23 protein-coding genes are annotated in these 25,771 nt (G+C 35.7%); 2 read left to right on the top strand and 21 right to left on the bottom strand.

Annotation, left to right across the window (positions count from 1 at the left end; translation table 11 throughout):
- Positions 1–507: 507 nt before the first annotated feature.
- From AC3B5B_RS08325 to AC3B5B_RS08315, 3 genes are all read right to left on the bottom strand, one after another.
- Positions 508–876, bottom strand: coding sequence for a hypothetical protein (locus AC3B5B_RS08325; protein WP_489769896.1), 369 nt, complete (start codon positions 874–876; stop codon positions 508–510).
- A gap of 19 nt (positions 877–895) precedes the next feature.
- Positions 896–1,456, bottom strand: a complete 561-nt coding sequence (locus AC3B5B_RS08320; RefSeq protein ID WP_489769895.1) for a recombinase family protein — start codon at positions 1,454–1,456, stop codon at positions 896–898.
- 89 nt (positions 1,457–1,545) lie between these two features.
- Positions 1,546–2,460 (bottom strand): hypothetical protein, encoded by a 915-nt coding sequence (locus tag AC3B5B_RS08315; RefSeq protein WP_489769894.1) that lies wholly within the window; start codon positions 2,458–2,460, stop codon positions 1,546–1,548.
- 185 nt (positions 2,461–2,645) lie between these two features.
- Between AC3B5B_RS08315 and AC3B5B_RS08310 the strand changes: the two genes are divergently transcribed.
- Both AC3B5B_RS08310 and AC3B5B_RS08305 read left to right on the top strand, forming a co-directional pair.
- Positions 2,646–2,987 carry a type II toxin-antitoxin system RelE/ParE family toxin gene (locus AC3B5B_RS08310; RefSeq protein ID WP_489769893.1) on the top strand — a complete coding sequence of 114 codons (342 nt, stop codon included), beginning with the start codon at positions 2,646–2,648 and terminating at the stop codon, positions 2,985–2,987.
- 3 nt (positions 2,988–2,990) lie between these two features.
- Entirely contained in the window at positions 2,991–3,272 is a 282-nt protein-coding gene (locus tag AC3B5B_RS08305; protein ID WP_489769892.1) for a helix-turn-helix domain-containing protein, read from the top strand.
- 53 nt (positions 3,273–3,325) lie between these two features.
- Here AC3B5B_RS08305 and AC3B5B_RS08300 read toward each other — a convergent pair whose 3' ends face one another.
- From AC3B5B_RS08300 to AC3B5B_RS08215, 18 genes are all read right to left on the bottom strand, one after another.
- The gene (locus tag AC3B5B_RS08300; RefSeq protein ID WP_489769891.1) at positions 3,326–3,964 is read right to left on the bottom strand and encodes a CPBP family intramembrane glutamic endopeptidase; all 639 of its coding nucleotides are present in this window, start codon (positions 3,962–3,964) and stop codon (positions 3,326–3,328) included.
- Positions 3,961–4,788: a Fic family protein gene (locus AC3B5B_RS08295; protein ID WP_489769907.1), complete on the bottom strand. Its 828-nt coding sequence runs from the start codon at positions 4,786–4,788 to the stop codon at positions 3,961–3,963. The genes AC3B5B_RS08300 and AC3B5B_RS08295 overlap by 4 nt, the downstream gene beginning before the upstream one ends.
- Before the next feature lie 286 nt (positions 4,789–5,074).
- A complete protein-coding gene (locus AC3B5B_RS08290; protein ID WP_489769906.1) occupies positions 5,075–5,848 on the bottom strand; it encodes a DNA/RNA non-specific endonuclease in 774 nt (257 codons plus the stop codon).
- Between the two features lie 633 nt (positions 5,849–6,481).
- Positions 6,482–8,518, bottom strand: a complete 2,037-nt coding sequence (locus AC3B5B_RS08285; protein WP_489769890.1) for a DNA topoisomerase — start codon at positions 8,516–8,518, stop codon at positions 6,482–6,484.
- A 3-nt stretch (positions 8,519–8,521) separates the two neighbouring features.
- A complete protein-coding gene (locus tag AC3B5B_RS08280) occupies positions 8,522–10,891 on the bottom strand; it encodes a DUF3991 domain-containing protein (RefSeq protein WP_489769889.1) in 2,370 nt (789 codons plus the stop codon).
- Between the two features lie 133 nt (positions 10,892–11,024).
- Positions 11,025–11,375: a single-stranded DNA-binding protein gene (locus tag AC3B5B_RS08275; RefSeq protein ID WP_489769888.1), complete on the bottom strand. Its 351-nt coding sequence runs from the start codon at positions 11,373–11,375 to the stop codon at positions 11,025–11,027.
- Between the two features lie 14 nt (positions 11,376–11,389).
- Positions 11,390–12,919 (bottom strand): MobP2 family relaxase, encoded by a 1,530-nt coding sequence (gene mobP2 / locus AC3B5B_RS08270; RefSeq protein WP_489769887.1) that lies wholly within the window; start codon positions 12,917–12,919, stop codon positions 11,390–11,392.
- A 1-nt stretch (position 12,920) separates the two neighbouring features.
- Positions 12,921–13,289 carry a hypothetical protein gene (locus AC3B5B_RS08265; protein ID WP_489769886.1) on the bottom strand — a complete coding sequence of 123 codons (369 nt, stop codon included), beginning with the start codon at positions 13,287–13,289 and terminating at the stop codon, positions 12,921–12,923.
- Positions 13,273–13,572, bottom strand: coding sequence for a hypothetical protein (locus AC3B5B_RS08260; RefSeq protein ID WP_489769885.1), 300 nt, complete (start codon positions 13,570–13,572; stop codon positions 13,273–13,275). Before AC3B5B_RS08260 ends, AC3B5B_RS08265 begins: the two co-directional genes overlap by 17 nt.
- Positions 13,573–13,870: 298 nt before the next feature.
- Complete coding sequence (locus tag AC3B5B_RS08255; protein WP_489769884.1) at positions 13,871–14,773, bottom strand: hypothetical protein; 903 nt, start codon at positions 14,771–14,773, stop codon at positions 13,871–13,873.
- Between the two features lie 10 nt (positions 14,774–14,783).
- Positions 14,784–15,446, bottom strand: a complete 663-nt coding sequence (locus AC3B5B_RS08250; protein WP_489769883.1) for a hypothetical protein — start codon at positions 15,444–15,446, stop codon at positions 14,784–14,786.
- A gap of 28 nt (positions 15,447–15,474) precedes the next feature.
- Positions 15,475–16,530 carry a bifunctional lytic transglycosylase/C40 family peptidase gene (locus AC3B5B_RS08245; protein ID WP_489769882.1) on the bottom strand — a complete coding sequence of 352 codons (1,056 nt, stop codon included), beginning with the start codon at positions 16,528–16,530 and terminating at the stop codon, positions 15,475–15,477.
- A gap of 2 nt (positions 16,531–16,532) precedes the next feature.
- Positions 16,533–18,506: a VirB4 family type IV secretion system protein gene (locus tag AC3B5B_RS08240; protein WP_489769881.1), complete on the bottom strand. Its 1,974-nt coding sequence runs from the start codon at positions 18,504–18,506 to the stop codon at positions 16,533–16,535.
- 996 nt (positions 18,507–19,502) lie between these two features.
- On the bottom strand, positions 19,503–20,051 hold the full coding sequence (locus AC3B5B_RS08235) for a TraC-like domain-containing protein (protein ID WP_489769880.1): 549 nt from the start codon (positions 20,049–20,051) through the stop codon (positions 19,503–19,505).
- Between the two features lie 99 nt (positions 20,052–20,150).
- Entirely contained in the window at positions 20,151–20,483 is a 333-nt protein-coding gene (locus tag AC3B5B_RS08230; RefSeq protein WP_489769879.1) for a DUF5592 family protein, read from the bottom strand.
- Positions 20,483–22,993: a pLS20_p028 family conjugation system transmembrane protein gene (locus AC3B5B_RS08225; RefSeq protein WP_489769878.1), complete on the bottom strand. Its 2,511-nt coding sequence runs from the start codon at positions 22,991–22,993 to the stop codon at positions 20,483–20,485. The genes AC3B5B_RS08230 and AC3B5B_RS08225 overlap by 1 nt, the downstream gene beginning before the upstream one ends.
- Before the next feature lie 80 nt (positions 22,994–23,073).
- Positions 23,074–23,367: a hypothetical protein gene (locus AC3B5B_RS08220; RefSeq protein ID WP_489769877.1), complete on the bottom strand. Its 294-nt coding sequence runs from the start codon at positions 23,365–23,367 to the stop codon at positions 23,074–23,076.
- An 81-nt stretch (positions 23,368–23,448) separates the two neighbouring features.
- Positions 23,449–25,770, bottom strand: coding sequence for a VirD4-like conjugal transfer protein, CD1115 family (locus AC3B5B_RS08215; protein ID WP_489769876.1), 2,322 nt, complete (start codon positions 25,768–25,770; stop codon positions 23,449–23,451).
- Between the last annotated feature and the right edge of the window lies 1 nt (position 25,771).

Here is a 25,771-nt window from a genome sequence, read left to right as displayed (position 1 = left end):
AATTATCATTAACAAATACAGTACTGCATCTAAATAACCGATTATTTTAGTATGCATAATTAAACTCCTCTGGCATGAAATTTTGTTCCAACTATGTTATCATTTGTATGTAAGAAAAGGTCAGTGCTGTAACACTAACCTTTCCGTAAAGTTGCTAAGACGGCGACTATTAAAATTTTTATATTATATTTAAATAGCTATCTAGCCAGGCACGGCTAAGGACAGCTATTTTTTTGATTCATGCATGACCATCCAAACGAAACTTGCGACATCGATAATCGTAGTGATTATCTGGCAAAGATCGTGAATGTTCAAATGAAACAATTTGCTACTCCTTTCTTTAGGATCTGGGTTTACAGTTTTTACACCATAAGCACCACTCCCTTTCTAGGAATAGCCACCGCCTTAGCATTTAACTTTACTCAATAATTATACCATAAAAAAGTGGCTAAATCCTTGATTTACAAGGCTTTAGCCACTTTATTTTGCTGCTTAAAATTATTTTGATTAACTATTTTTGACCAAATAGTAATTCATCAAAGCAATCACCATGGTTAACACTAAAAATACTGCTATTATTACTTGACCAAGAATTTTAGAAATATAGCCGTTGGCTATTAACAGGAACCACGCGCTGGCAGCCATTAACGTTATGCCCAAAGTATTTAAAGCAAAACCTAATTTTTTATTAACTTTAATCCTAGCAACAGACAAAACGGTTGCTATAACCAAGCTAGCTGTGCTTAAAATATAAAAAATGGTTGCCGAATTGCTTGTCGTTGGATGAAGTAACGATTCTACTAACGAACAAACACTCAAAATTACCATGGCAAGGTAGAGTAAGACATCTAAATAATAAGACATTTTCTTAAGCATATGAATTCTCCTTATTCTATTAATTGTTTAACAACTTAAAACGTCGTTGTTGAGTACGTTCACTAATACCTGTTTTACGCTCAATCATTTTATAGGTCATACCTTGCTGGCGTAATTCATAAGCAAAGCGAATTTGCTCGTCAGTGTACGTTTTGGGGCGTCCTTCTCTAAAACCTGGATCATTCTTTTTAGCGTAAGCTTTCCCTTCCTGTGTCCTTGTTACAATCATATCACGTTCGAACTGCGCAAACGCACTAAAAATCGTAAAGATTAGTTGTCCTGTTGGTGTATTATCAATCATTCCCATATTGAGAATATGAATCTTAACATTGCGTTGGAACAGATCTTGGATAATCTCCAGAGCCTCTCTCGTATTTCTAGCAAACCTATCTAGCTTAGTAACGATCAATGTATCATCTTCTGATAGCAGATCAATCAGCTTTTGAAATTCTGGACGTTGAGTTGTAGTGCCTGTAAATTTTTCTTGATAAATTTTTTCAGCACCCGCTGTTTTTAACAATTCAATTTGGTTTTCCAATTTTTGATCCGTAGTACTAACACGAGCGTAGCCATATTTCATATTTTCACCACCTATTTATGTCACTAAGATATGACGCATTCTAACTAGCCTAATTATAAGACAAGTAAAAAAGCGACACAACCATTAAGTTATGTCGTTTTTTTATTTGAATCTTTTTTTCTACATTCTTCTTCAGTCTTCTTCCACCATTCATTCAATTCATTCAATTGATAATTTGGATTAAGCTTCCATGTAAAATCTTCTTTTCTTATTCTCTCTAGATAACTATTTTTACAAAACATCGAAGTATAGCCATTTGAGGAAATTTTTAAAAATATTTTTTGGAGCGGTAAATCACTATTTTCAAATTTGGTAATTAATATTCTAAATTCCCTTTGGTCAGAATATTTACTTGACTTTGTAAAGATAGCTTTCTTAAGAACTTCATTAACACTATCATTTCTATTATCATTTGCTTTTATACAATTAGTAAGATTTTTACATGTATCATAATAAGGACAATCACTATAAGTAACTTTATTAGCATAAAAAGTAGTAATTGATTGCTCTTTTTTATCAATCTCGTTAAAGTGAAGATTCCTATCTTCTGTGTCAAAATCAATAGTACATTCATCATTATTGGAATCTTTTTCTTTAAAACTATTGCTATTTAAAAGATCTAACCAACTGTGAAATCCTTTGTAATCAAATAGTACGAAATTACGTTTTTCACCACATGGATTATAGGAAGTTCTTAATCTTTCGACTGTCTCTCGTTTAATACATTTATTTTCATCAAAATCATCTTCATACAGTATGGTAAAACTACTAAGATAAGTTTGAACACTATCGAAATCACTGAATTTTTTGACTATATCCACATAGCTTAATTTTGTGCCATCTTTAAAAGTAATAAAACCCTCATTAGAATCATAAGTTTTATCGTTTTTGTCACCGTGAAGAAACGTTTGAATCTTAGACAAACAAATCTCTCCTTCATTAAGACTGTGTGCACATTTGTTAAATTTAATAAGTGCAATAGGGTCATTATTTTCTTTAGACATCTCTATTTTATCCTCCTATAAAAACAAGTATTAAAAATCACAAATCATAGACAAGACTAATTATAATACATTATTTAAACGGCTTCTTTTAAGTACACCCTAAAAACACACTCAACTAAAAAAGTTGAAATTTTAACTTCTGTAAACTATTGCTTTTTGAACGCCAATTTGCTATCATAACGAATATGAAGAAAATAGAGTTTGACTATTATGATTATGACGAATTTGAATCGTTTCTAGACAGTTTAAATTATAAAGACGCTGCTAAATTAGTTACTACTATTCAAAAAATTGAACAATACGGATTAAGCATTGCTGTTCGTCAAGAATGGATTAAAAAATTAGAAGACAATTTATATGAAATACGTTCTAAAAGAGCTTCTAATATTCAAAGGGCAATCTATTTCCAAGTAAAAGATGACCATTATATAATTACTAATGTTTTTACTAAAAAATCTCAAAAAACTCCCGAACGTGAAAAAAAGATTGCCAAAAATAGAAGAAGAAAATTTTTAGGAGGGGAATAAATAATGACAAAAATTGATGAATATATTGAAAAAAGAAGTATTACCGATCCAAAATTTGCAAAAGCAGTAGAGCAAGAAGATATTAATTTAGAAATTGCTGTTAAAGTTCGTAGTTTGCGTGACAGTTTTGGCATGAGTCAACGAGAATTTGCTAAATTAATAAATAAACCTCAGTCCACGATTGCTAGAATTGAAAGTGGCAATATGAACGCTTCAACAAAATTATTAGCAGAAATTGCTCAGGCTACAAATCAGCAATTATCAATTCAGTTTAATCCAATGTAATTAAATTTCATTATGTACAAAGCCTTCCCATAGAGTAAGGGAGGCTTTATTTTTTAGATTAAAGAAGTCAGATTATTAATCAAATGCGCTAGAATACTTGCTTTGATATTTCTAGTCTTCCAGTAAACCAAGCCTAAAATCAATCCCATAACCACTTTAGAAATAAAATAAATTGGATCATTGGAAATGTGCATTAAACCAAAAATGACTGCTGACAATAAAATATTTATCCTTGGATCCAAGTTAAACATGTTTTGTACATATCCTCGAAAAAGTAATTCTTCCAAAATTGGTCCAATTAAAAGCGCGTAAACTGTAAAAGCTACTGGGACTCGTTTAACGACCTGCAATTGAGCACTGACGTTAGTATTACCAACTGTTTTAAATAACGGTGCCAGTGCCAAGTTCATTAGAAATAGGAAGACACCCGCAACTATTACCAACAAAATTGCTTGACAGTCCAATTTTTTAGTTGGAAACAACTGTACTTTTTTAATTATCCAAATCATGGCCATAATGATCAAAATACAAGAAATCGCGAAGATCGTGTAACTAGTCCAAGATTGACCAGCCTTCTTATTTAAGGCCATCGCTTCTAATATCATAACTGGTATCTGTTCCCAAACAAAAAGCAAGACACCTAACAAAAGGCGCCCTGCTATTTTGAAGATATTTAACTGTTTACTAATCATCGGTCTAACTCGTTTTTGTGTTCGCGGTAATACTTTTTCCAATCAATTCTGTTTTGGTCACTATAAAGGTCTTTCTCAGCCTCCTTAGTATTTCTTTCACTCAATTCTAAAATGGAAATACGATGATTAAGCTCATCTTTAACGTAACTGGCAATCAATTCCCGAAATGGCGTCATTTCATGCTGCTCAGATCTGGCTTTTTCTAAAGCTTCCATATACTGATTACGAGCTGTTTTCGACGGATTAACATTAATTACTGGATAACCATTTTCCGTTAAAGCAAAATTCATTAACAATCTAGCCGTTCGGCCATTACCATCTCTAAATGGGTGAATTGAGACAAACTTTTGGTGCAAGTCAGCTGCATACTGCACTGGGTGCAATTCTTTAGATGCGGTCTTACTCCAGACAATTAAATTATCCATCGCTTCCGAAATATCATAAGGAGCTAAATAAGGATGATCTTCTAAACCATATGGCCAAACGTCGATAGTCCGATAATTACCCGCGTCGGTTTGTGGAATGATCGTTTCTATGGTCGCGATTCGATTTAAATTACGAATATCAGAAACGTTTAATTCAACTTGCTTAGTTGCTAATTCAATCATGTAGTCGTAAGCATTATTTAAGTTGGTAATTTCCAGTGTTTCTTTGAGCGTTTTACCATGAATAGTAGCTCCTAAACCACCTTCAATTAAAGCAGCGGTTTCATACTTGCTCATAGTGTTACCTTCAATTGCCGCGGAAGACCAAACATGTTCAATTCGGACATTTTTTTCTAATTGTTTCACTTCTAATTGAGATAACGGACGATATTGATTCATTTTAGTCTTTAATGCAGTAAGTTCTTTTAATTTATTATTGTAGTTCACTAACGTTCACCTCTTATTAACTAATAAGTGTACCATGTTCACTCTAAAACTGCCTTTTGATTGAACAAGATATTTTTTTGAATTTTAACAAAATTCGACTTTCATATTTGCAATCTAAGCAATTTAAATTTAAATCACGTCCAATTATATTCAAGCTACAAAAATTTCTTATAAGCTCATTTTGAGGCAAATAAGCCAATTGCTATTTTTTATTAAAAATGGGTAAATTTATTTACTATTAAATGCCTTTCTTACTATCACCATTGGCATAATTAATTTGAATATGCGATTGCATGTTTCGCAAATAAACATTGAAACTCAAATTAGAAGTTGAGCCACGATCTTCAACTGATTGAGCTTCAATTTGTACCCCGCGGGCAATTACTTCACCGTCTTTATAAACTAATTTTGCTCGATAACGAACGTGATTTTTCGGATTAGTTTTTAGATAACTAATAGTTTTCTTCTCCATAACGTTCATTAAATTACTCTCCAAAAAATTTGTAGCCGTAAATACATTTCTTGGATCAGTAACATTTACCTTTTTATCAACTAAATTATTTAATAACTTACCACGAGTAAAATTAACTTTTCCAGGCATATTATCATTGTTAATAAAACCTGCCGGCGTGTAGGTGACAGGTTTTACACTTGGCTTTTTAGGCAAACTACTTTGGTCTAACATAGCGTCTACTTGTGTAGGTCTGCCTGCAGAATCTTGATTGGAATAATAGATCCACGTACTTTTTTGCTTTTTCTTTTTCGGAAGTACCAAGTCTTGATCTACAAAGTCCGGCACATTATCGTCAATTTTAAATTTCGTATTGCTTGTTTGATCAGCTAAATCTTGATTAGCGTCAACTGCTGGGATCATGACTGTTTCAGCCTTATTCACGACACCAACGCAATAGTTTTTAATTGTATGTCTAGCTAAAAAGATCGTTAAAATCAAAATAATTGAGATCGCAATTCCAGCAATTTTTAATACCCTTTTAGACGTATCAGTCTTCATATTCTTCACTTCTGCTCACTCCTTTATAAACAAAAAAAGAACCAGCAAATTGCTAGTTCTTTCTACTGAATTCTTATTTAAAATCAATTACCAAATTACAAAGATGGTCATGACTATTAACCAAAGCAAGAACAATTTGGATAAGTTGAATTGGCCCCCATTCTTATCTTGAAGCCACCTATACAAATATTTAACACATTGGATTAAGCACCAAGCTCCCCAAATACTCGACGAGATAATGAAAAACAAAAAATCATTCATGACTTTGCCATGAATAATTCCTTCAATAAAACTTACCAGATAAAAAGTAATAAGAAAAACACTTACTGAAACGTAGATAAACACATTCTTGTTAGAATGTAAAAATCCATATGCTACAAAGAATACAATCAAACAAAATATTCCCGTTAAAAATAATTGAGAACTCAACACGATAGTTGAACTCAATATTTTCTGTAAAGTATGACTGTTCATACTTAACATTAGCTGTGCATGGATTTTTGGTAATCTTATTTGCAATCTCAAGTATTCAAACACAGCAATCATGAAGCCCATGGCTAAAGCTAACCATGATTCAGGTCTCAAAAGATAGTTTTTAACTATCATAGCCCAGTTAAGCCTCTTCTTTTTCATTTAATCACTTGCTTTCTTAAATCCCCAAAACTTGTGTCCTTTATAAGTTTGCTGCTGTAACGAACCTTTGATCATTGATTTCTTATACCTAAAGCTAATTTCTTTTCCTGCCAACAAATCATTAATTTCCTTTTCAGTGAATGTGTGCATACCCCACTTTTGGTTAAATTCGACCTTTGTTCCATTGGCCAACGTTCCACTGACCTTTTCCTTTTTCTTAAATGGTGCAGTATTACCTTGCGGTTTACCCACTGTGGTTGCTAAAGACTTAGCATTATAAACCATAATCGGTACATCGTGTTCAATCGTTTGGGTGGCCGTGCCTAATAATTGGCCCGGTTTAATTTGCTTCTGGCCAACTTGGGCCATGCCGTTAAATAGTTTTTCAGTGACATTAACCGATGAAATCCACGTATCTTTATTCAAAGCCGCTGTCAAATTACCAACTGGCGTCATCGAATACACGCCCTTTTTCTCCTTTAACGGAGCATTTGCGCCGGCCACTAATTCAGCTAACGTGGACGTTCTTGTTGCACCAGTACCTACGTTATATTTTTCTAAATATTTAGTGACCCACTTCATACTGGGCTTAGTAGGCTTCGGATTTGCTCCCTCATACAAAAACGGACTTGCCATCTTTCCTAATTCGGCGGTCTGTTCTTGGTCTTGTTCGTCTGAGTCATTTGCGAACACTTGTTTAAAGTTTAATTCAACTGGAATATTAAAAGACGTTTCAAACGTTGGATAATCCACCAAAGTAGCCTTAACTTGATCATAAACATAGTCTTCACACAAAATGGCTAAATAATTCTTGGCCAACGTTTGATAAATGGCTTGAGCACTAGGACCAAATTTACTTAACTCTTCTAAAAAAGTAGGAACTTTTAGTCCTGGACGATTAGCGCCGTGCGCTGCGTCTTTGGTTAAATGCTTTTTACGGGGTGAACGGTGGGTTAGTAATTGCGGATTAACGCCAACGACACCTGCAATTTGTTCTGCTAAGGGCAACAAGTCATTAAACTGTTCTAAAGTTATTTTTTTGTCTTCCGTACGCGGATAAGACACATACTCGGCTTCATACAGCTTTTGATAAGTTGCTAAAACTTCTTTAGCGTTGAAACCCATTGGAGCTAGACGGGCTGCTAAGCCTGATAAATCAATTAATGCTCCTGGGGACTGCATTTTACGAGTGGTGACAGCTGAGTTGATCGCTGAATCATGATACTTCTTTAACTCTTGCTCACCTTCATTTTTTTGTTCAAATTTAGGGGCATCCTTTAATTTATTGGTAAACACATGCTCATTTTCATCTTTAAATTTAACTTCATAAAACGGCTTACGCTGATATTTTTTAATCGCTTCTTGCTGATCGAATACATGCCGAATAATTACCGACTTCAAACGTCCTTGACGGACACTTTTAACATGATAGCCTGCCTTACGGGCCAAATCCGTTGAAGCTCGCGTTAACTGCATGGACATATAATCCCAGCGATTTCTAGTTTCGGCTTTCAAGTATTCACCATCTTGATTTTGCGATGGTAATTGAACAATTTGATTAAAAGCTTTTTGAACGCTCCGAGCTGACTCGTCTTCAAAATACATCCGCCCCACTGGACCATGCCAACCAATAGCATTAACTATTTCCCAGCCTAACAGCTGCCCTTCGCCTGACGGATCGTCATCGGTAGCAATTACCAATGTTTGAATATCCTTTGTGGCTTCCTTAATCTTTTTAATATCAGCAGCAGCTGATTGCTTCTTTTTTGTCCTAGGATTGTAAGAATTAATATAGGTTTTTTGCCAGGTAAAATCTTGCATACTCCATGGTAAGTCACTAATATCCCAAGATTTGTACTTCTTGGCCAAGCTAGGATCTTTTAACATCTCTGCCGGTTCTTTCAAGGTCATTAAATGTCCGTGGCTCGCCACTATCTTGTAACTTTTTCCGCCATAACTACCAGTTGTTCCACCTAAGGCAGTGGCAAACTTCTTGGCTGCACTCGGTTTTTCCGCCAAAATTAAATAATCCGTCATTGCTTAATCGCGCTCCATTTTTTGTTTTTGTAATTCCAGTTGATATTTTTTTCTACGCATATCTTCTTGCTCTTTAGTTAATTCCTGTTGCTTTTTTTCAACGTTCTTTTGGTCCTTACTTTTATCAGTCATTTTTTGTTCTCCTCTATCTTGTTCTTTTGTGCCAAAAGACTCAATCATTTTCTTGGCAGTTTTTGAAACACCATCTAAAACTTTAAATTGTTCTTTATTACCTAATTCATTCAGTTTTTGGCCATTATCGGTCCAACTAGCTAAATAGTTAACCGTAAAATCATGATCATCTATCCCAAAATGATCAGCCACTAAATAGGAAGTCAACTCTGCTTGTAATTCCCGAATAGGCTGCTCCAACTGCTCGTGTTCTTTTGGTGAATGCAGTTGTGAGTGAGCCAACTCATGGATTAACACTGTGGTCATTTCTCCAGAAGTATTATCTGGATTCAAGTAAATATCTTTTTGATTCACACAAACACCTTTAGCGTTACCAAAGCGATTGCTAAATTCTGCTCCTGGTAGATCTTTAATCACTTGTACACCCTGCTTTTGCGCAAAGTTATTCAACTGTTGATCTAACCATTTTTGATCAGCCAGATTTTTAATATCAAAATCAACATGCCGGTTCGGGTAGAGTTCCGGATACTTCTCTTTCGGCATATTGGTTTGCGTGACGTCAAAAACGCTCCCCACTTTAAAGAACGTACTTTTTTCTGACTTAATTTGGCCCGACTTAATTTGTTGCTTTTCTTGCGGGGTAGCTTGGCTTAATCTAACAGTTTTTCCGTTTCGCTTAAAAGTAGTTACCTTAACCGGGGTTAGGATTTTAATACCCTTTTCACCTTTTTTAACTGAATATCCTAACTCCTTGATTTTTTTAAAACTAGCTACCGCTTGCGCACCCTCACGTTGGTGAGCAATTAGCAACTGATTTCTAGTAGAATAATTATAAAAATGACTCATGAACTGAACCATTTTCAAATACTTTTTAGGATCCACTGCATAACCTTTAATATCGGTTAACATATCATTGATTTTGCCCTTGAGTTCCTTTTTTAGATCCTTTCTAGCTACTTTAGTTTTACTATTTTGATTAACCTTAACCTGTTCTTTTTCCTTAGAAGCTTGACTAGGTTCTTTTTTAATGACTGGAGCAGGCGCTGGTTGCCACTGGGGCTCTTCTGGCGGTAAAGGCGGTTCCTCTAAGCCTTCCATTTCTGGAGAAGTCAGTGGCTGGCCAACATTTGACTCTTTAGTTAAAGTTTCTGATTGATTGGCCAACGTGGAGAAATCAATCGTTGTTGACTTTACCTCCTCAACTTCTGAACCAAATGGTGAGTCTGGATTGATAGTTTCTTGCCGTTCTTCAACTGGTTTTTCCTCAGCCTGTTCTTGCTCAACTTCCAATTCTGATTTTTTAACTAACTCATCGTTATAGTCTTTACAACCCAGTTCAGAACATAATTCATTTTCAAAAGTCACGGTTTTTCCGTCCAACTGACAAACCCATTGTGTTTGTGCAATCCGATCGTAAAAACTGTGTCCGGCTTTATCGTCGTCCACACAAATAGTAATTGAGTCTGGCGCTCTCTTCTGACTACGAATATTTTTAGCTACATAATTATAAACGACCTGTGGCTTTAACCCTTCCATTGAGACCAACATTGTATCTTTTAACTCAGGGTGTAAATCACGATAACTCATCATGTCGATTGCACTCTCAAAAAATTTCAAGTTTCGGGCCGAGCCAATCACGTGGGTAATCCCAAAAGCAGTAGTTGAATTCTTTTGAATTCCTTTCCAAGTCCCCCGTTTACCGTATTTTTCGTGATTAATAATCGTCCCTTGATTGGACGCACCAATAACATTGTGACGACTACTGTCTAACCATTTAAAGACCGCATTATGATATTTATCTTCTACTAAAACACCTGATTTTTGAAATTCGTTAATTGTTTGGTCAGAAATCTTACGCACGTCCTTTAAATAGGCTCGCGCCCGATCAATGTTATCCAATTCTTTGGTTTCGTCATAGACAAACGGCTCCTGAACAAATTCTTTGTCTGTATGCTTTTCGTAAGCTTTACCTTGATTATCATCTAACAAATAAGAAACGGCTTGGCGAAAATCATTATTATCAAGCACGTACGTCTTTACAAAGTCAATCGCTCCACCAGAAATCTGCCTTGAGTTCCAATAAAATTCGTTCTTTTTTAAATCAATTAACAATGAGTCATGGTCAATTAAGCGCGCATAACGATTACCTTCCATTTCGTACGGTATATCGTTATTTTGACAAATACTTAGAATATCTACACCGTTTGCCTGATCAACTTCTGCATCTGTAAACCTCGCCATCTTATATCTCCTTTTCCAAAACAAAAAACGACCAGCACCTAAACTTTTTTAGGCGGTGATCGTTGAAAATTAACTATTAAAAAAGAGAACTCAATGAGTTCTCTTAAGCATGTTTTATTTATCATTTAACTACCTATTTATTCTTTGGGATCAACACAAACTGTCTTTGTCTAGAACCTTTTTTCATCTGCCTAATCGGCATTTCTAAAATGTTAAAATCCTCCAGCACTACCTCCGTTGATCCTGTTTTTTTCCGCTGCAGATGACCGTCAACTAACATTAAAGTTCCTTGATCAGCTCTTGCTATTAATTGTTCAGCCATAGACTGCCACGCTATACAATTAAATTTATCCGTTTTGCGTACGTTGTTATTAGTTTTGTTTCTGGTAACAATTAAGTCAAACTCGACAAACTTAGAATTATTTTTTTCTTGCAAGCTCAAAGGACTTCTGACACGTCCAACTAACGTTACTCGATTAAACACTTCATTACCTCTTTTTAATATGATTGACCGCGTTCTGCGGCTCGTTGCATTTGTTGATAAAAGTATTGATTGCGTTGTTGCCTCACGTCATTACTCAAAATCCGGTCCAATTTGCGATTAAAATAAGGCACAAATTTGGGCACTACGGCTTTGTAATGCCGACGCTTTTGTAAAACATAACGGCGTTTGGCGTACTGACTGTTCATTTTATTTAAGGCATTAACTTTCTTAGTTTGAATTAGTTGGCGTTGCTTCAACTCTTTCAAAACTGAATTGCCTAAACGCTTTTTCAAGTCCAAAGTTTTATTTTGTTCATAGTCCTTAGTCTTTCGTTTACTTTTACCATATAAGGTTTGATCTAATTCACTCTCCCGTTTAATCAAATCTTGATAATCCTTAAAATCAGGATTATCTTGCACAATTTCGGTTGTAATTTGGTCTAAGATTTCTCTAGCTTCTTTATTAATTGCTTTCTTAACTGGCGATTGATTAGGACCAGCCGCGCCATAATTCCAGTAGCTGTGATCTTCTGGTAGACAACGATAAAGCTCTCTGACCAAGTGATTAATTCGCCGGCTATGGTTATTTTGCAATTCTCTTTTAATTCCCTTTGCCAAATCATTTCTTAACTCACTAATTCGGGTTAATTCTGTACTGCGGTCTAAAAGATTATGCGTAAACGTGGTTTTCATGGCGTCGATTGTTTTTTGTCGACGTTTACCTTTGGGTTCTAAATACTGACCACGCTGAACTATTTTTCGCGTGTTGGTACTTTCAACAGTAGCAAAGTGAATATGCACGTTATCAGTATTTCGGTGAATTGACGCAAACCAGTAACCAGTATCTTTTAAGTCTTCAATTTCAAACATCCGATCCATCATTTTATTAGCAGCTGTTTTTAAACGAGCTTCATTTAAATTATTGTGGTCGTCTAATAAGCCAATTTGTTTGAGAAAATTATTATCAAACGATACGACGTCTTGATACATAACCGAACCATTTTTTTGCGCCGTTAAAAATTTATCCTTAACATCTGATAAGTCGTTCACACTAATGAAATCTCGTTTTTGATCAAACACGCCATTTAAAATGTTCGCTTTATCAAGATTATCCTGAGCTTCTGATTGGCGATCAATAATCTTATCCATAGCTTGATCAATGCGCTTAATTTCAAATTGCTCACTGCTAGTTGGATTCGTTTTTTGCCGTAAAGCATAACTCCGCGACATGTAAGTTACCATTTTCGTAAAATCCATTTTATCCAAATTGTTAAAGTCAAAATCGTCATTGACCAAGTGATTGGCTTCTTCCTGCAATTGCTTTTTAGAATTTTCTGAAGCATAACTTTTAGAAGAACGTCCTGGTTGTTGAAACAGTTCTTGCTTATTTTTTTGGATCAGCTGTAACTCTTTAGTCTCTGACTTAGTTAACTTTTCTTCTTTTAATAAGGCTTGTTCCCGCGTCAAATAATTAACAAATTTAGTGAAATCATTTGAGTTAGGAAGAGAAAATTTGGAGGTTAAAATAATACTTGGACTACTCATGTTATTTACCTAAAAAGTTGGGTATATCAACTTTATATGGATCGTCTTTCAAAGTTCTGGGGATAGTTTTATTAGCTTTGCGGGTCGTCCGATACTGGATCCGATCCTCAACTTTTTTCTTGGCTGTTTCGTAAGTGTCGGGCGCATTGGTCTTTAAAATTTCCAAAATAATAGAAACTTCCTTGCCAATGGCTGATATTTTACTAGCAACGCGTTTATCCTCAATGTCTGCTTCCGTCAAAATATTTCTAACTGCTTCAGAATAGCTTTTTACATTATCATGACTATCAATGTACTCATCTAAATACATTTTATTAGCTTTAGTCAGCCACATATGACAGCTCATTAATTCGTTACTGGCCTTTTTCACTATTCTTTTCCTCCTCATCTTCTTCTATTTCAATACCTGCTACGGCTTCTAAAACTTGAATATTAGTGTCAATAAATTCTTGAAATTTGTCAGTTAAAGTAGCGATAGTTTCATCATAAACATCCTTTTTATATTCATAAAAATTAGAAGTTAAGGCTTGTTCCAGAAGTTGAGAAACCAATTCACTTTGATTAATTTTTATTCCACGTGATTGCAATTCCTGCTGTCGTTTTTTTAACATAGCAGATAAATGAGTATCCACATTTCTAATTAATATTTGCATGTTCTAGACCCCTTTAATTGATTTCTAGAGACTTAAAATTGTAGCCCTGAAATGGTCCTGTACCAATTAAGGGCTATAAACAATCCTTGATATATCAATAAAGCCCAATAGAGGACTAGTCCTAAATTGGGCTTTTTTTAACAAATTTTGATAGCAAGTTTTAGGTTTTTGAAACCGCATAGGCACAGCCTATGCAGCAAATCCAGAATGGATTTGCTATCAAGTTTCCTTATGCTCTTTACCAAAAGACGGTTTTCGGCCCTGACCCCGTGCTTTTAAACTTAAGTCTGCTTACAAACTAGTTTTGATTAATACTCTGAATTTGCTTCTTTAAACCTTTAATTTTCTGATTATTGGAATCAATTTGAACATTATCTTGCTTAACAGTACTTTGATAACTTTGAACTTGCGACCGATGATTTTCCAAACTTGAATCTGAATCAAATTTTTCCAAAGCTTGAATTTTAGTGATTAACTTTTGCTTTTCTTGGATATCTTTTTGAATAGATTTATTCTCATGATAACCACGCTTAATCACCTGTTTAATAGATTTGATCTTCGCATTATCAGCATCAAATTTATAAGAATACGCAGCGTCAGTTAAAGGTGCGTTTACATAATCTTTTTTCAAAAAATATGATCTAATTGACTCCGTATTATTCGTATTAACTGTTGAATTAACATTTTTATTAATTACCTTTGGTGTTAGAACTAACCGTATTAGCGGCTCAGAAGCCGGAACTTGATGAACACTAATCAAAACATAATCAGAATTAATTACCCGTACTTGATTAGGAAGTTTAACTTTTTGTTGCTTAATCCCGGCAACTTCTGCTTTAAATTTTAAATTGCTCATTGTTTCTAAAATTTCCGAATCGTTATCTAAGTTATTCATCATGTCGGTAAAGTTAGCGTCATTACCAGACTTACCACTGTTATTCATGACTTGATTTGTTACTAACATGCCAATTCTCAACTCTTGTTTTGCCGAATCGTACGTAACTTTATCAGTTACCAAATTTAAACTTCCCATCTGTGAATAGGTTGTTGTTTTATATTTCGAAATATTTTGGGGCTTAGAAATGGTATAAAAGAAGATGGCCAAGATACTAAATAAGAACCCTAAAATGATTACTAAATATCTCTTACGGTGTGAATTCAAATCAATAGCACTGCTAATTTTGTGTTTTCTTTTAAACATTTTTAACACCTCAATTGTTAGCTTGTTGGACGTCGTAAGCGGCGTCAGTCACAATTAATTTGTTATTATCACCAATCCCCATCGTTAAATTAATGCGCGTGGTCATATCCGTTTCGTCAATTTTGTAATGGGCGATGGCGTAAACTTTAGCGACTTGATCAGTAATCGAACTCTTATCAATATAACTATCAACGTGATCAATCGTAATTTTTGATTGCGGAACTTTAGAATCAAACTTTTCATTTTGATCAACCGGAGCAACCTTATCAATTACTTCTTTAGTCGCTACACCGGTTAAATTTTTACGAATATCAGCAGCGGTATGTGGGCCAATTATTTGCGAAACAAACTTGGTTGCTAAATCACCGTAACCATTTAAAAAAACATTTTGCGAGCTCAAGGAATTATTATTTTTCGTTTCTGACTTTTGCTTTTGATCACTTAATTGAGCTTGCAAGCTTTGATTATCCGACCTTAAACTACTGATTGTCTGTTGATCCTTAGTTAACTTTTTAGAAAAAGGCGCTACTATTTTATTAGCTTTAGCTTTGTTCATTTGACTGCTTGTTAGCGTCGTATAACCAAATAAAATAGTTAAACAAAAGAAAACTGCCGCTATTATCCCTAAATAAGTTTTTGTTCGATCATTACTATTGTTAATCTCTTTTTTCATCATAAAAACTCCTTTAATAATTAACTATTTATAAATTAGGACGAACAGCAAAGTCTGGCTGCCATGCTGATAAGGGCCGAATGTGACAAACGTCTCCTGGTTTAGGTTCTTCAATGACATTTCCATCGCCCATGTAAAAGGCAACATGATAGGAAGCACCTTTAGAACCATAAAAAATCATATCGCCGGCGGACAACTGACTGAGTGGAACAGGTGTACCACAACTTTCTAGCGAAACTGTATATTGTGGATATTGCTTGCCCGTAACCTTAGTTAAGACGTAGCCCACGAAACCCGAACAATCCATGCCTGTTGCGGGGTCATGTCCGCCCCAGACGTAAGGAACACCGAGGTACTTTTGAGCTTCGTCAATAACCTTTGATCCACTGTGCTTTTTACGAGTTCGTTTGTGTTTACTGCTGCCAAATTGCAAATATCTTTTTACTAATTTGTCATAAAAAAAGTTCCCGCCATTGACATATAAAAAGCCGCCATTGTAGGGAACCGAAATTTCGTTTTTATAAACGTAAGTTGCACCGCTTGTATTGCCTAAGGCGGGGGCGACAACGTTTTTTGAATACTGATCAGCAATTGGTGTCGTACTCTTTTTGTAACCATTTTTGGCCATCCAATTAATATAATTAGAACCAAAATTGTAACCCATGATTGCACCAAAAATATCAATTCCATACTGATCAGCTAAGTTTTTATTACTCTTCAGATATTTAACTCCGTAATGAATACTTTCACTCGGTGACAAAGAATTTGGTGGTAATCCTTGCGATTCAGAACATTGCATGACGTCATTACCAATTCCTCTGGTTTCATTCATCATAATGGCCAAGACGTAAGGAACAAGTTCGGGAACGCCCTGCTCCTTACATTCTTTCTCCACCAAATCTTTGTAAGCAAGAACCTCTTTGGAAAGTCCAACGTTAGTTACGTCGCCATAATCATCGCCGTCGTCACCACCTGAACCGGCTGCTTGCGACATGGCTCCAAGAATTATGACTACCAAAACTATAAACGTAACTACAAGCGCTCCTGAGCCTCCTAAAATCCACGTTTTAAGTTTTTTAAACATTATCAACGTCCTCCATCAAATCTCTTTAATTGCTCTTTATCAGGTTTAAATTTGACCGTATAATTAATGTTTTTTCCAAAATTGCAGACAGCTTGGCCAACTTCCAAACTTACTAATTTGTCATACTCAGACTTAGTTATTGAATTTCCTAAAAGTCGTTGCACGGCTGGAATAGTTGAAGAATCAGTCCGCATTAAAAATTTGTACGTGGTAAATTGTAAAACAGTTTTAATCGTTGAGGCATCGGCACTATTAGCACCTTCAGGAATCATTTCTTCAGGAGACTGAGTAGCAAACCAAACACCAGCGTAATTCTTCCGCATTTCCCTCTCAAAGCGACTTACGTATTGCACCGCAAAAATCATGTTCGTGTTAATAATATTGTGACACTCATCTAAAATTGCCAGACAATAGGTTTCTTCACCTTCCTTAATCTTGCCGGACTTTAAGTTTTGGCGGACCCGAATACCATTTTGCAACGCATGATTCCAAATGATAGTTAAAGCTGTATACAACTGACAATGGAAAACCTCACGGGATAGTGATTGTAAGTTACCAGCTCCAAAATAAACGATTTGTTCATTAGATAAATTTTTAACAGTAGAATGCCCATCAAAGACGTAACCGTAGTTGGAAATAATATCTTGCAATGACGTTTGTATTTTTTCTAAGGTTCGTTTTTTGTTTAAAGTAGCTTTAGCATCTACTGATTGCTTCATAAGCCAATTGTAAAAATCGGTTAAAGTTGGATATTCATTCGCCGGTAAGTCTGTAATTTGAAAGTGAGGATCTTGCTCGTAGTTTTTGGGAACTAAACCAATTGCTTCATAAAAACGATGTAAATAAATTCTCAATTCAGTCAAATCATCGGCGGTAAAGGCTGGGTTTAAAAACCTAAATTGATCACCAACATGAGAAATATGTTGGTTAAAAGATTGCGCTTGATCAATTTTTAAATTTCCTTGATCTAACACGGTTCCCATAACTTCCAACGGATTAATCAAACCACCAGAACCATCTAGCGGAACATATTCGCCGTGTTGACTAGTAATTAATTGTTTAAAATCGCCTGCAATATCAATGCCCCGCACCATGTTGTGTGAACCAACGGTCGCTTCTTCCATCATTTTTAAGAAATTAGACTTACCAGCACCCATCGTTCCCAAAACAGCTCCGTTATAAGCTAAACGATCAGTAGACTTAAAAAACGGATCAAAGATAAAGGAACCTCCTGTTAATGTCTGACCATAGGGATAACCTCTGGGATCCATTAAAGCTTGGTGGTGGAAGGGAATGCCACCACCAATGTTAGTTGCTGGCATTGAATAAGGCATTCGATTGTTCATAAGCGTATCCTGTTCATCTAAGTTCATAAATAATGATTGATATTGAAAATACGGTTCAAACAAAAAGTTGGTAACTTTATAACCATTATTTTGAATACGGGTCTTAATATCTTGCGTGCGTTGTTCCAAAAGTGCCACTGTTGGCGCGTAAATGAAGACGCGTAACCGAACTTGTTTAGCTACTTCCCCACGTCTAGACAATTCATGGGCGTACAGTAACATTTTCTTTTTTTCTTCATGCGCATTATGACGATCGGTTTGGTGAGCCGCTTCTACTTCACGGTCGCTTAATTCGTCCATACCCTTATTTAAGTCCTTTAATAATTTATCCTTAGGATCTGTTTTGAAATCTGCCGTACAAATGGTATACGAATAATCCATTATTCGTGCCAACCAAAATACAGAAGGGTCATTATCATACTTGGTTACCTCCAAACATTGAAAATAACCGTCCGATGTTTCTCCCTGTCGTTCACCAAAAAACATGCCACCTTGGGGTTGAATTTGGGATAACCAATCTAAGTCATAACCCTCTTTTTTTAACATTTCTTGCTGTTTTTTGGAAAATTTATTATACGGATCTACTTCTAAATCCGGCGTTTTTACTGCCGCTTTTTTGTTAAATAACATTTCCTACCGTCCTTTCCGTGTAAAGAAAAAAGGACTAGCAATTACTTGCTAATCCTTTTTAGTATTTAACATTTAACGTCTCGTTCATATCAAGGCGTTATCCGCTTTTTTATTTTCAATAAATATGTTAATATTTGTATGTAAGAAAAAGAGCCAGCGCTCGAAACACTGACCCTTTTGTAAAGTTGCCAAAGCGGTAACCATTCTAAATTTAAATCATTTTAAAATAGCTATCAGCCCTGCAAGGCTAAGACAGCTATTTTTTTGTGCTTTGTTTGATCATCCAGGCGAAACTCGCCACGTCAATAATCGTATTGATTATTTGGCAAAGATCGTGGATGTTCAAATGAAACAACTTGCTACTCCTTTCTTTAGGATCTGGGTTCACGGTTTTTACACCATAAGCACCACTCCCTTTCCAGGAATAGCCACCGCCTTAGCATTTACTTTACATACATAATTATAACATATCTAAATATCTAAATCCTTGATAAATCAAGGATTTGAGCACTTTTACAACAAAGATTTAATCATCGTTTCCCACCTTCTTTTTAAAACAAAAAGGACTAGCAAAATCTTGCTAATCCTTAGTGTTACTGTTATTATTTAAGTGTAAGAAAAAGAGTCAGCGCTCGAAACACTGACCCTTTTGTAAAGTTGCCAAGACGGCGACTATTAAATTTAATTATCTAAATAAAATAATCGTTAGCCCTGCATGGCTAAAGCGATTATTTTTTTGTGCTTTGTTTGACCATCCAAACGAAACTTGCCACGTCAATAATCGTATTGATTATTTGGCAAAGATCGTGAATGTTCAAATGAAACAACTTGCTAATCCTTTCCTAGAATGTTCGTTTACAGTTTTTACACCATAAGCACCACCCCATTTTCGGAATAGCCACCGCCTTAGCATTTGCTTTACATACATAATTATAACATATCTAAGTGCCTAAATCCTTGATAAATCAAGGACTAAGACACTTTTTTAGTTCAAATTTAGTCATCTGAATCTCCTTCGTCATTCATATTATTCATTCTAAAAAGAATAGCCGTAACTTCCTTTTTGTTCTGCATTGCTAGACCCAATCTTGCTGACCCGACGCTACCTCCTAAAATCTGAATTGAACGAATACGCTTGGCCAACTCATTTTCAGTCTTAGCAGAAACCATTAAATAGAACTTTAATTCCGACGACTGCCTTTGCAACGAATAAAGTTTTTGAAGAGTGGCACGATTGATCGTTGAAATTACTTGATTTTGATAGACATTTTGTTTGCGAGCAATAGCACGATCGGCCATTCGTTTTTGGTGTGTCCAGTAATTAATCTGATCTGGAACACTAGTCCGACGCGACATTGAAATTAGCTTGAGACAATAACCATAGACTCGTGTTAACTCAGTTAAAGAATCGCACCAATGAACTAATTCATCGTCATTCATAGACTCTAAGTCCGTTGTATTCACTGATAAATAAGCTTGAACTGTATTATCATTTTTGACAACGACCCCATTTTTCGAACAGCGTTTAAAAGGTAAAATATTCAAAATCGAATCATCTCCTTTGTTGTTAAATAAGGACTTTGTTCGGAGATTTGTGCCTCCTATTTCCGATTTTTTCATTGATTTAAAATCTCCTTTATCAAACTAATACAATGACTTTTTATTTTTATCTTGATAACTTTTAATTCGGTCTAAGGGATAATACCGTTTTTGGTTCAAAACCACTGCATATAGTAATAATTTAAAATTTCCTTCAACCGGATTGTTCTTAGTTTTAGCCAGGCAGTAAGCTGCAAAACCTGCAATCAATATTGTAATTAAAACAGAAGCTACCATGGGAAAATTAAAGTTTTGTAGAATGTTAAATGACAGGATCGGAAATACTATTAGAACCAGCATATTTTTAATAGAAACAAATCCAATTTTGACTGTGATTTTGCGGTTTTCAATATTCGACATGTTATAGTATTTCTTCATTAGCTATTCTCCTTTAAGTCATCCTCATTTTGCTTACGGATACTATCAAACCCTTGATTAATTTTATTGGTGTCAGCTTCTGCACTATTATTAACTTTCTGGCTAATTTTTGCCGCTTCGGAATCAGAACCTAAATTCGAATTACTATCTGGATTAGAAGAACCAATAGAAGTATCATCAGGGCTTAAATTAGTGTCCGAAATTTTAGGTTGTTCAAAATCATTTTTCTGACTATTGTCTGATTGTGACATATCAGTCTTTGCATTAGGATCAGTGATCTCTGAGATTTTTTGATCGCTTGTTGGTAAATTAGCTTCGTCAACATTAGCTTTCAAATCTTCTTCAGAAGAATGAATACCGTTACTTTCACTATTCAGATCGCTCCCCTGATTGGAATTGGCACTAGAAGTATCAGGATTGTTATTTTGATTTTCATTAAATTCATTAACTGTTGGCTCGCTACCGTCGCCAGGAAGATTATTTGCATCCTGATTAGTTGAATCTTTCTTAGGATCATTATCAGTATCTGCTACTTGTTCCGAGCCAGTGGAATCTAAAACTTTAGCGGTATTTCCAGCAAGTTGTTGTTCATTTAAATCATTAACTGAACGACCGTCAGAGTCCGGTTGATTAGAACCGCCTGAGTCTGTTGCATTAGATGAACCGCTAGTATCGTTATCCGATACATCTGATATTTTAGTAGATAAGCCTTGTGTTCCTCTAACACCATCCTCTTCTAGATCGTTCGTATTCAAGTTAGAATCAGCTTCTGTTTGATTATCAATATTACCTTGTCTGGAATTCTGATTTTCACTATCCGAAGTAGAATTACTTTGACTTTGATTATCATTTTTAGAGTCTGAATTACTTGTTGAATCGGCATTTGAATTAGATTGGGATTGATTATTAGCTTGTGACTGATTATTAGAATCAGTATTAGATTGAGAATCAGATTGGCTATCACTGTTGACATCTGATTGATCAAAACTAAGACCAGTTCTTTTAGCAAAGTCACTATTATCAAAATTATTAGCGGCTTCTTTACCTCTACCAGCAATCATTTGGCCAAGACCTAAACCGCCAGATGTTTGATCAGGGTTCATATTTGGTCCTGAGGTATGATTATCAATGGAATTACGTAATCCACTGAGCGCTTGTCGAGCCACATTAGCTGTATTACCAGCAGCATGTAGAGCTGTGCCACCAACTTCTTTAGCAACATTTGCCGCACTAGCAGCCCCATGAGCAGCCATATTGCCAGCTACTGCTGCTTTAAATAAACCACTACCGTTATTTTTGATTGCTGTGTCAACGTTGAAGTATTTCAATACGGCATTAGAACCCATGATTAAGATCATCGTTAAAGCTATTAACATCATGATATTGAGAATTGGATTATCAATATTTTTACTTGCCCACGTCAAACCAATCGCATAAAAATCATACTCAACGCCAGTAAAACCGATAACCGCGGCACTATTGATTAAATCAGTAACTACTGCCTTGGTTCTTTGGCCACTTTCCAGATCAGTGGCATAAACTAAGTTTGCTAGGATTGAAGCGATCACTAACTGCAAAATCGTATCTAAAATTGTATACAAAATGAAAAACGATGCGATACCTAAGGAGATTAAGCCAATAATCAATACATAACCTGGCGCTACAAAGCGAGCGTATCCTGGCATAAACACGTCATTTAAGGGACTACCGTCGTCAATTTTTCGAGCTACTGCTTCATTACTTTCATTGTGATCTAACCGATAAATTAAGTTATCTTTCAAGGTTTTCTTAACATTTTTCGACAAGTCATCGCTGTCCTGAATGTCGTCAATGACGTCAGGTGTAATCACGAAATTCATGTCGGTAGTATCAAATGTCTTTTCCGACAGTGCATTTTCGTTTTTCGTAACCTTTTGTTTGCCATCTGGAGTAGCAGTGACAATATCCGTTGTGCGCCAACCATTTTTGGCTAATTGGAACAAATCCAAAGTATTGTCTTTAATTAACTTAAATGGCAGTGAGCCTTCCGAAGTTTGAACGGCGCCGTTAAAAACACCTTCTGATAAGTCCAAAGCCTTATTGACCAACGTACCGGTGCTAGTTATCAAGACAATAGAAATTATCAAATGCGTAATAGCAGATTTAAGTTCCGGTGCTGTATTTGGGAAAAATTGCTTTTTAATTAAGAACCAAATCATTGAAATAGCTAATAACGCCGTAATTAAACCACCACTAACTAGGTCCGCCTTTAAACCAGTAATTCCTGCATCTTGAAACAATGCCTTGACATCAAAAGCTTTGGGGATCAACTTGAAAATAGCTTGATCAATGTGATAGAGCCACTTAACTATTGCCCACTTTAAACCACTAAAGAAATTCTGGGACCAATTTTCATAAACTAGGACATTTTCATGATCTTGTAAGAATTTGACAACTTGATCCGAGCCAACATTGTCTTTACCAAACCAGTTAATACCTAAAAATCCTAATTTTAATAATGTTGGATGCATTTTTTACCTCCTTTTTGACAACAAAAAAAGAAAGCTAATTAGCTTTCTTCCAGATGAAATTTAAAATTTTTTATCACTGCTTAATTGCTAAGCACTTGAATAGTTTTAGACTTTAATTGCCACTGAGCTATCTTTTTATTATGGTCTTCGCCTAAAACATGAAGATATAAACCATCGCCCGTTACTTTGACTATATTTCCTTTTTTAACTGCTTTTTGAAACAATTGAATTTTCTTTTTTCCTTTGACAATACAATCAACGCTGACTTGCACGCTTTGATCTTTTCTCATTACTTCAAAATGCTGTACTCTGCGATTTAAAGGACTTAATTCTGAGATTACCTTTCCGGTAATAGACTGTTGCTTTTGACGCATTTAATTTCCTCTTTTCTATTTTTATAACAAAAAAGGACGCTAACTTAGCCTCCTCAAAAGTCACGTATTCAATTTTTTAAACTATTGGTACTTTAAATATTCCGCTAAAGCGGCTTCGGAAACCATAAAATCACTAAAATCAAGCCTTAAATCGTCCAAATTGAGATTAGCATTGGGTGAATCAAAGTCTAGTGAATTAATGTCACGGCTGGGGTCAATGCCATATTTGGTTAAAAATTGATAAGCATAGGGCATTGACGTTTCCTTAGTATTAAAAATGGGAAACGGACGGACTTTGCGATGTTTTAAGTCTTCACGATGCAATGGTCTTAGAACGATCGTTTCGCCCTCCAGCAATTGCGATATTCGCTCCGGTGTCAGCAACCGCTCTGACTCAGCAGAAGCCTGCGTGCTACGATTGTTGTAAATATCATTCATGTCAGAATTACGCGACACTGCGGTTTTATTGCCGACCATTTTGCTAAAATTCTCAATTGAAGCATTATCGGTGGTCATGATCATGATTTTAGTTTGACAGTTTTGCCTAATCGTTTCCGCGGCTTGTTGGCCATATTTAGCGTCCAGCTGCGAATCCGATTGCACAAATAAATGCCACAACATATTTCGCCCATTGGTGACCGTCAAAATTTGGTCCATGTTCGCAATGGCTGGTAAGTTACCAAATTCATCTAACACCCAGTTAATTCGCCAAAAACACTTATTACCAACGGTTCTAGAACATTGATAAGAAAGTTCTGTATAAACACTGGAAATGAATAAGGAAGCTAACACATGGTTCGACGTATCAAAATCCGGTAGCATTAAAAAGATAGCCATCGGGTGTTCACTATAATTCATCTCCATACTTTTGACTTCTAATGTTATCTTTCCTAATTCTGTCAATTGAACTTGGTGTTCTTTAGGCTTAGTACTTAATTGCATCCGATATTGAATTTTTTGCTTCTGATAACTAATTTCTAAAATATCTTGTGAATGCAATGTGAAATCAAAATTGACTTCGACAAAACCATTGACTCCTACCGCGGCCATTGTGAGACCTAACATTTTGTTATGTTGGGCATCGAAAAATTTAACTTGCAGTTTTTGATTAACTAATTTGGGATCAACTTGAAAATCTAAATACTTGGAAAAGCCGATTGACTTTGGATCAATGCTGGCTTTCGAAGTCAATTTAGCAATCGATGGCATCGTAAAAATTGCTAGTTTATCAGCAACCGTCGCTAAAATAGAACCCTTCGCCTTTTCACCAGAAAAATTAGCACCAACGTATTGTTTGGCCGCTAAATTGCCTGGTGGCAAGCTGTTAAACAGTTCGTCTAACGCGTTTTTAGTTTCAAAATCGTCCGGGTTTTCTTTAAAGTTAACTTTTCCGACTTCTGTTAACATTTCCGCCACATTATTCATCGTTACTCTTTGCCATTGTCCTGTTAACTTGGCATCTTCCAACAGCACCAAAATTAAGGCATTAACGACTTTTGCCGCCGACGTATTAAAAAATTTATTTTCGCCAGCATTAGGCTCGTTATAGATTGTATCAGTGAGTGTATTTATTAGTTGTAAGGCATACTCCGTATTACCACGCCGGTAATACTTTTTGATTAAGCCTAACGGATCGTCACCCATAGATTTAGTAGGATCAATTAGGTTGTACGCATAGACCTCATAGCCACGTTGTTTGAGCGTTTCACTCATCGCGGCGTATAACTCTCCTTTGGGATCGCCAACGACTAAGGAACTGCGCTTTTGCGCCCGTGAGAGGTTGTCCAACATGGTTAACACGGCAGCTTGACCTTTCCCAGATCTTGAAGTTCCTTCGATCTCGGTATTGTAAGTGCCATCTTCAATATAATATTGATTTTTGTAATGAGAAATTGGCACGCCACCATAACCGGGAAAAGACTTGCCCGCTTGCGGAATGGCTTTAAACTGTTCCTGAATTTCTTTCAAGGTCGTAAACCGGCTATCACCTTTTTGGCCAAAAGCAATATCAACGGTCTTAAACTTCAGACGTAAAACAATTAAAACAGCTATGGCAATAGCTGCAATCGTTGGAATTAACAATAAGAGCTTAGATAAAACCCATTTTTGAAACGTGAAACCACCAAATATCTGACTAAAAGTAGGAATCTGCTTGGTAAATAACGTATCAAACAAAGTAGTGACAACTACTAAAAAACCATTGGCAAAGTAATCAATCAAAAACACTGATAAAACAACTAAAACCACTAATAAAAGCCAAAACCGACCGTCTAATTTATGGACATTTTCCTCGGGTAAATCTTCACCAGAAACGGAATATTCATAGGTGTGGGACAAATACCTATGCCGGCTAAAAAGGCCCTTAAGTAAATGTTCATGTCCTTGTTTTGTTCGCTTTTGCATG

This window comes from Bombilactobacillus sp. ESL1187 (assembly GCF_058107155.1).
Note: the sequence above shows the minus strand (reverse complement) of the source record. Positions and strands in the feature narration are given on the sequence as shown.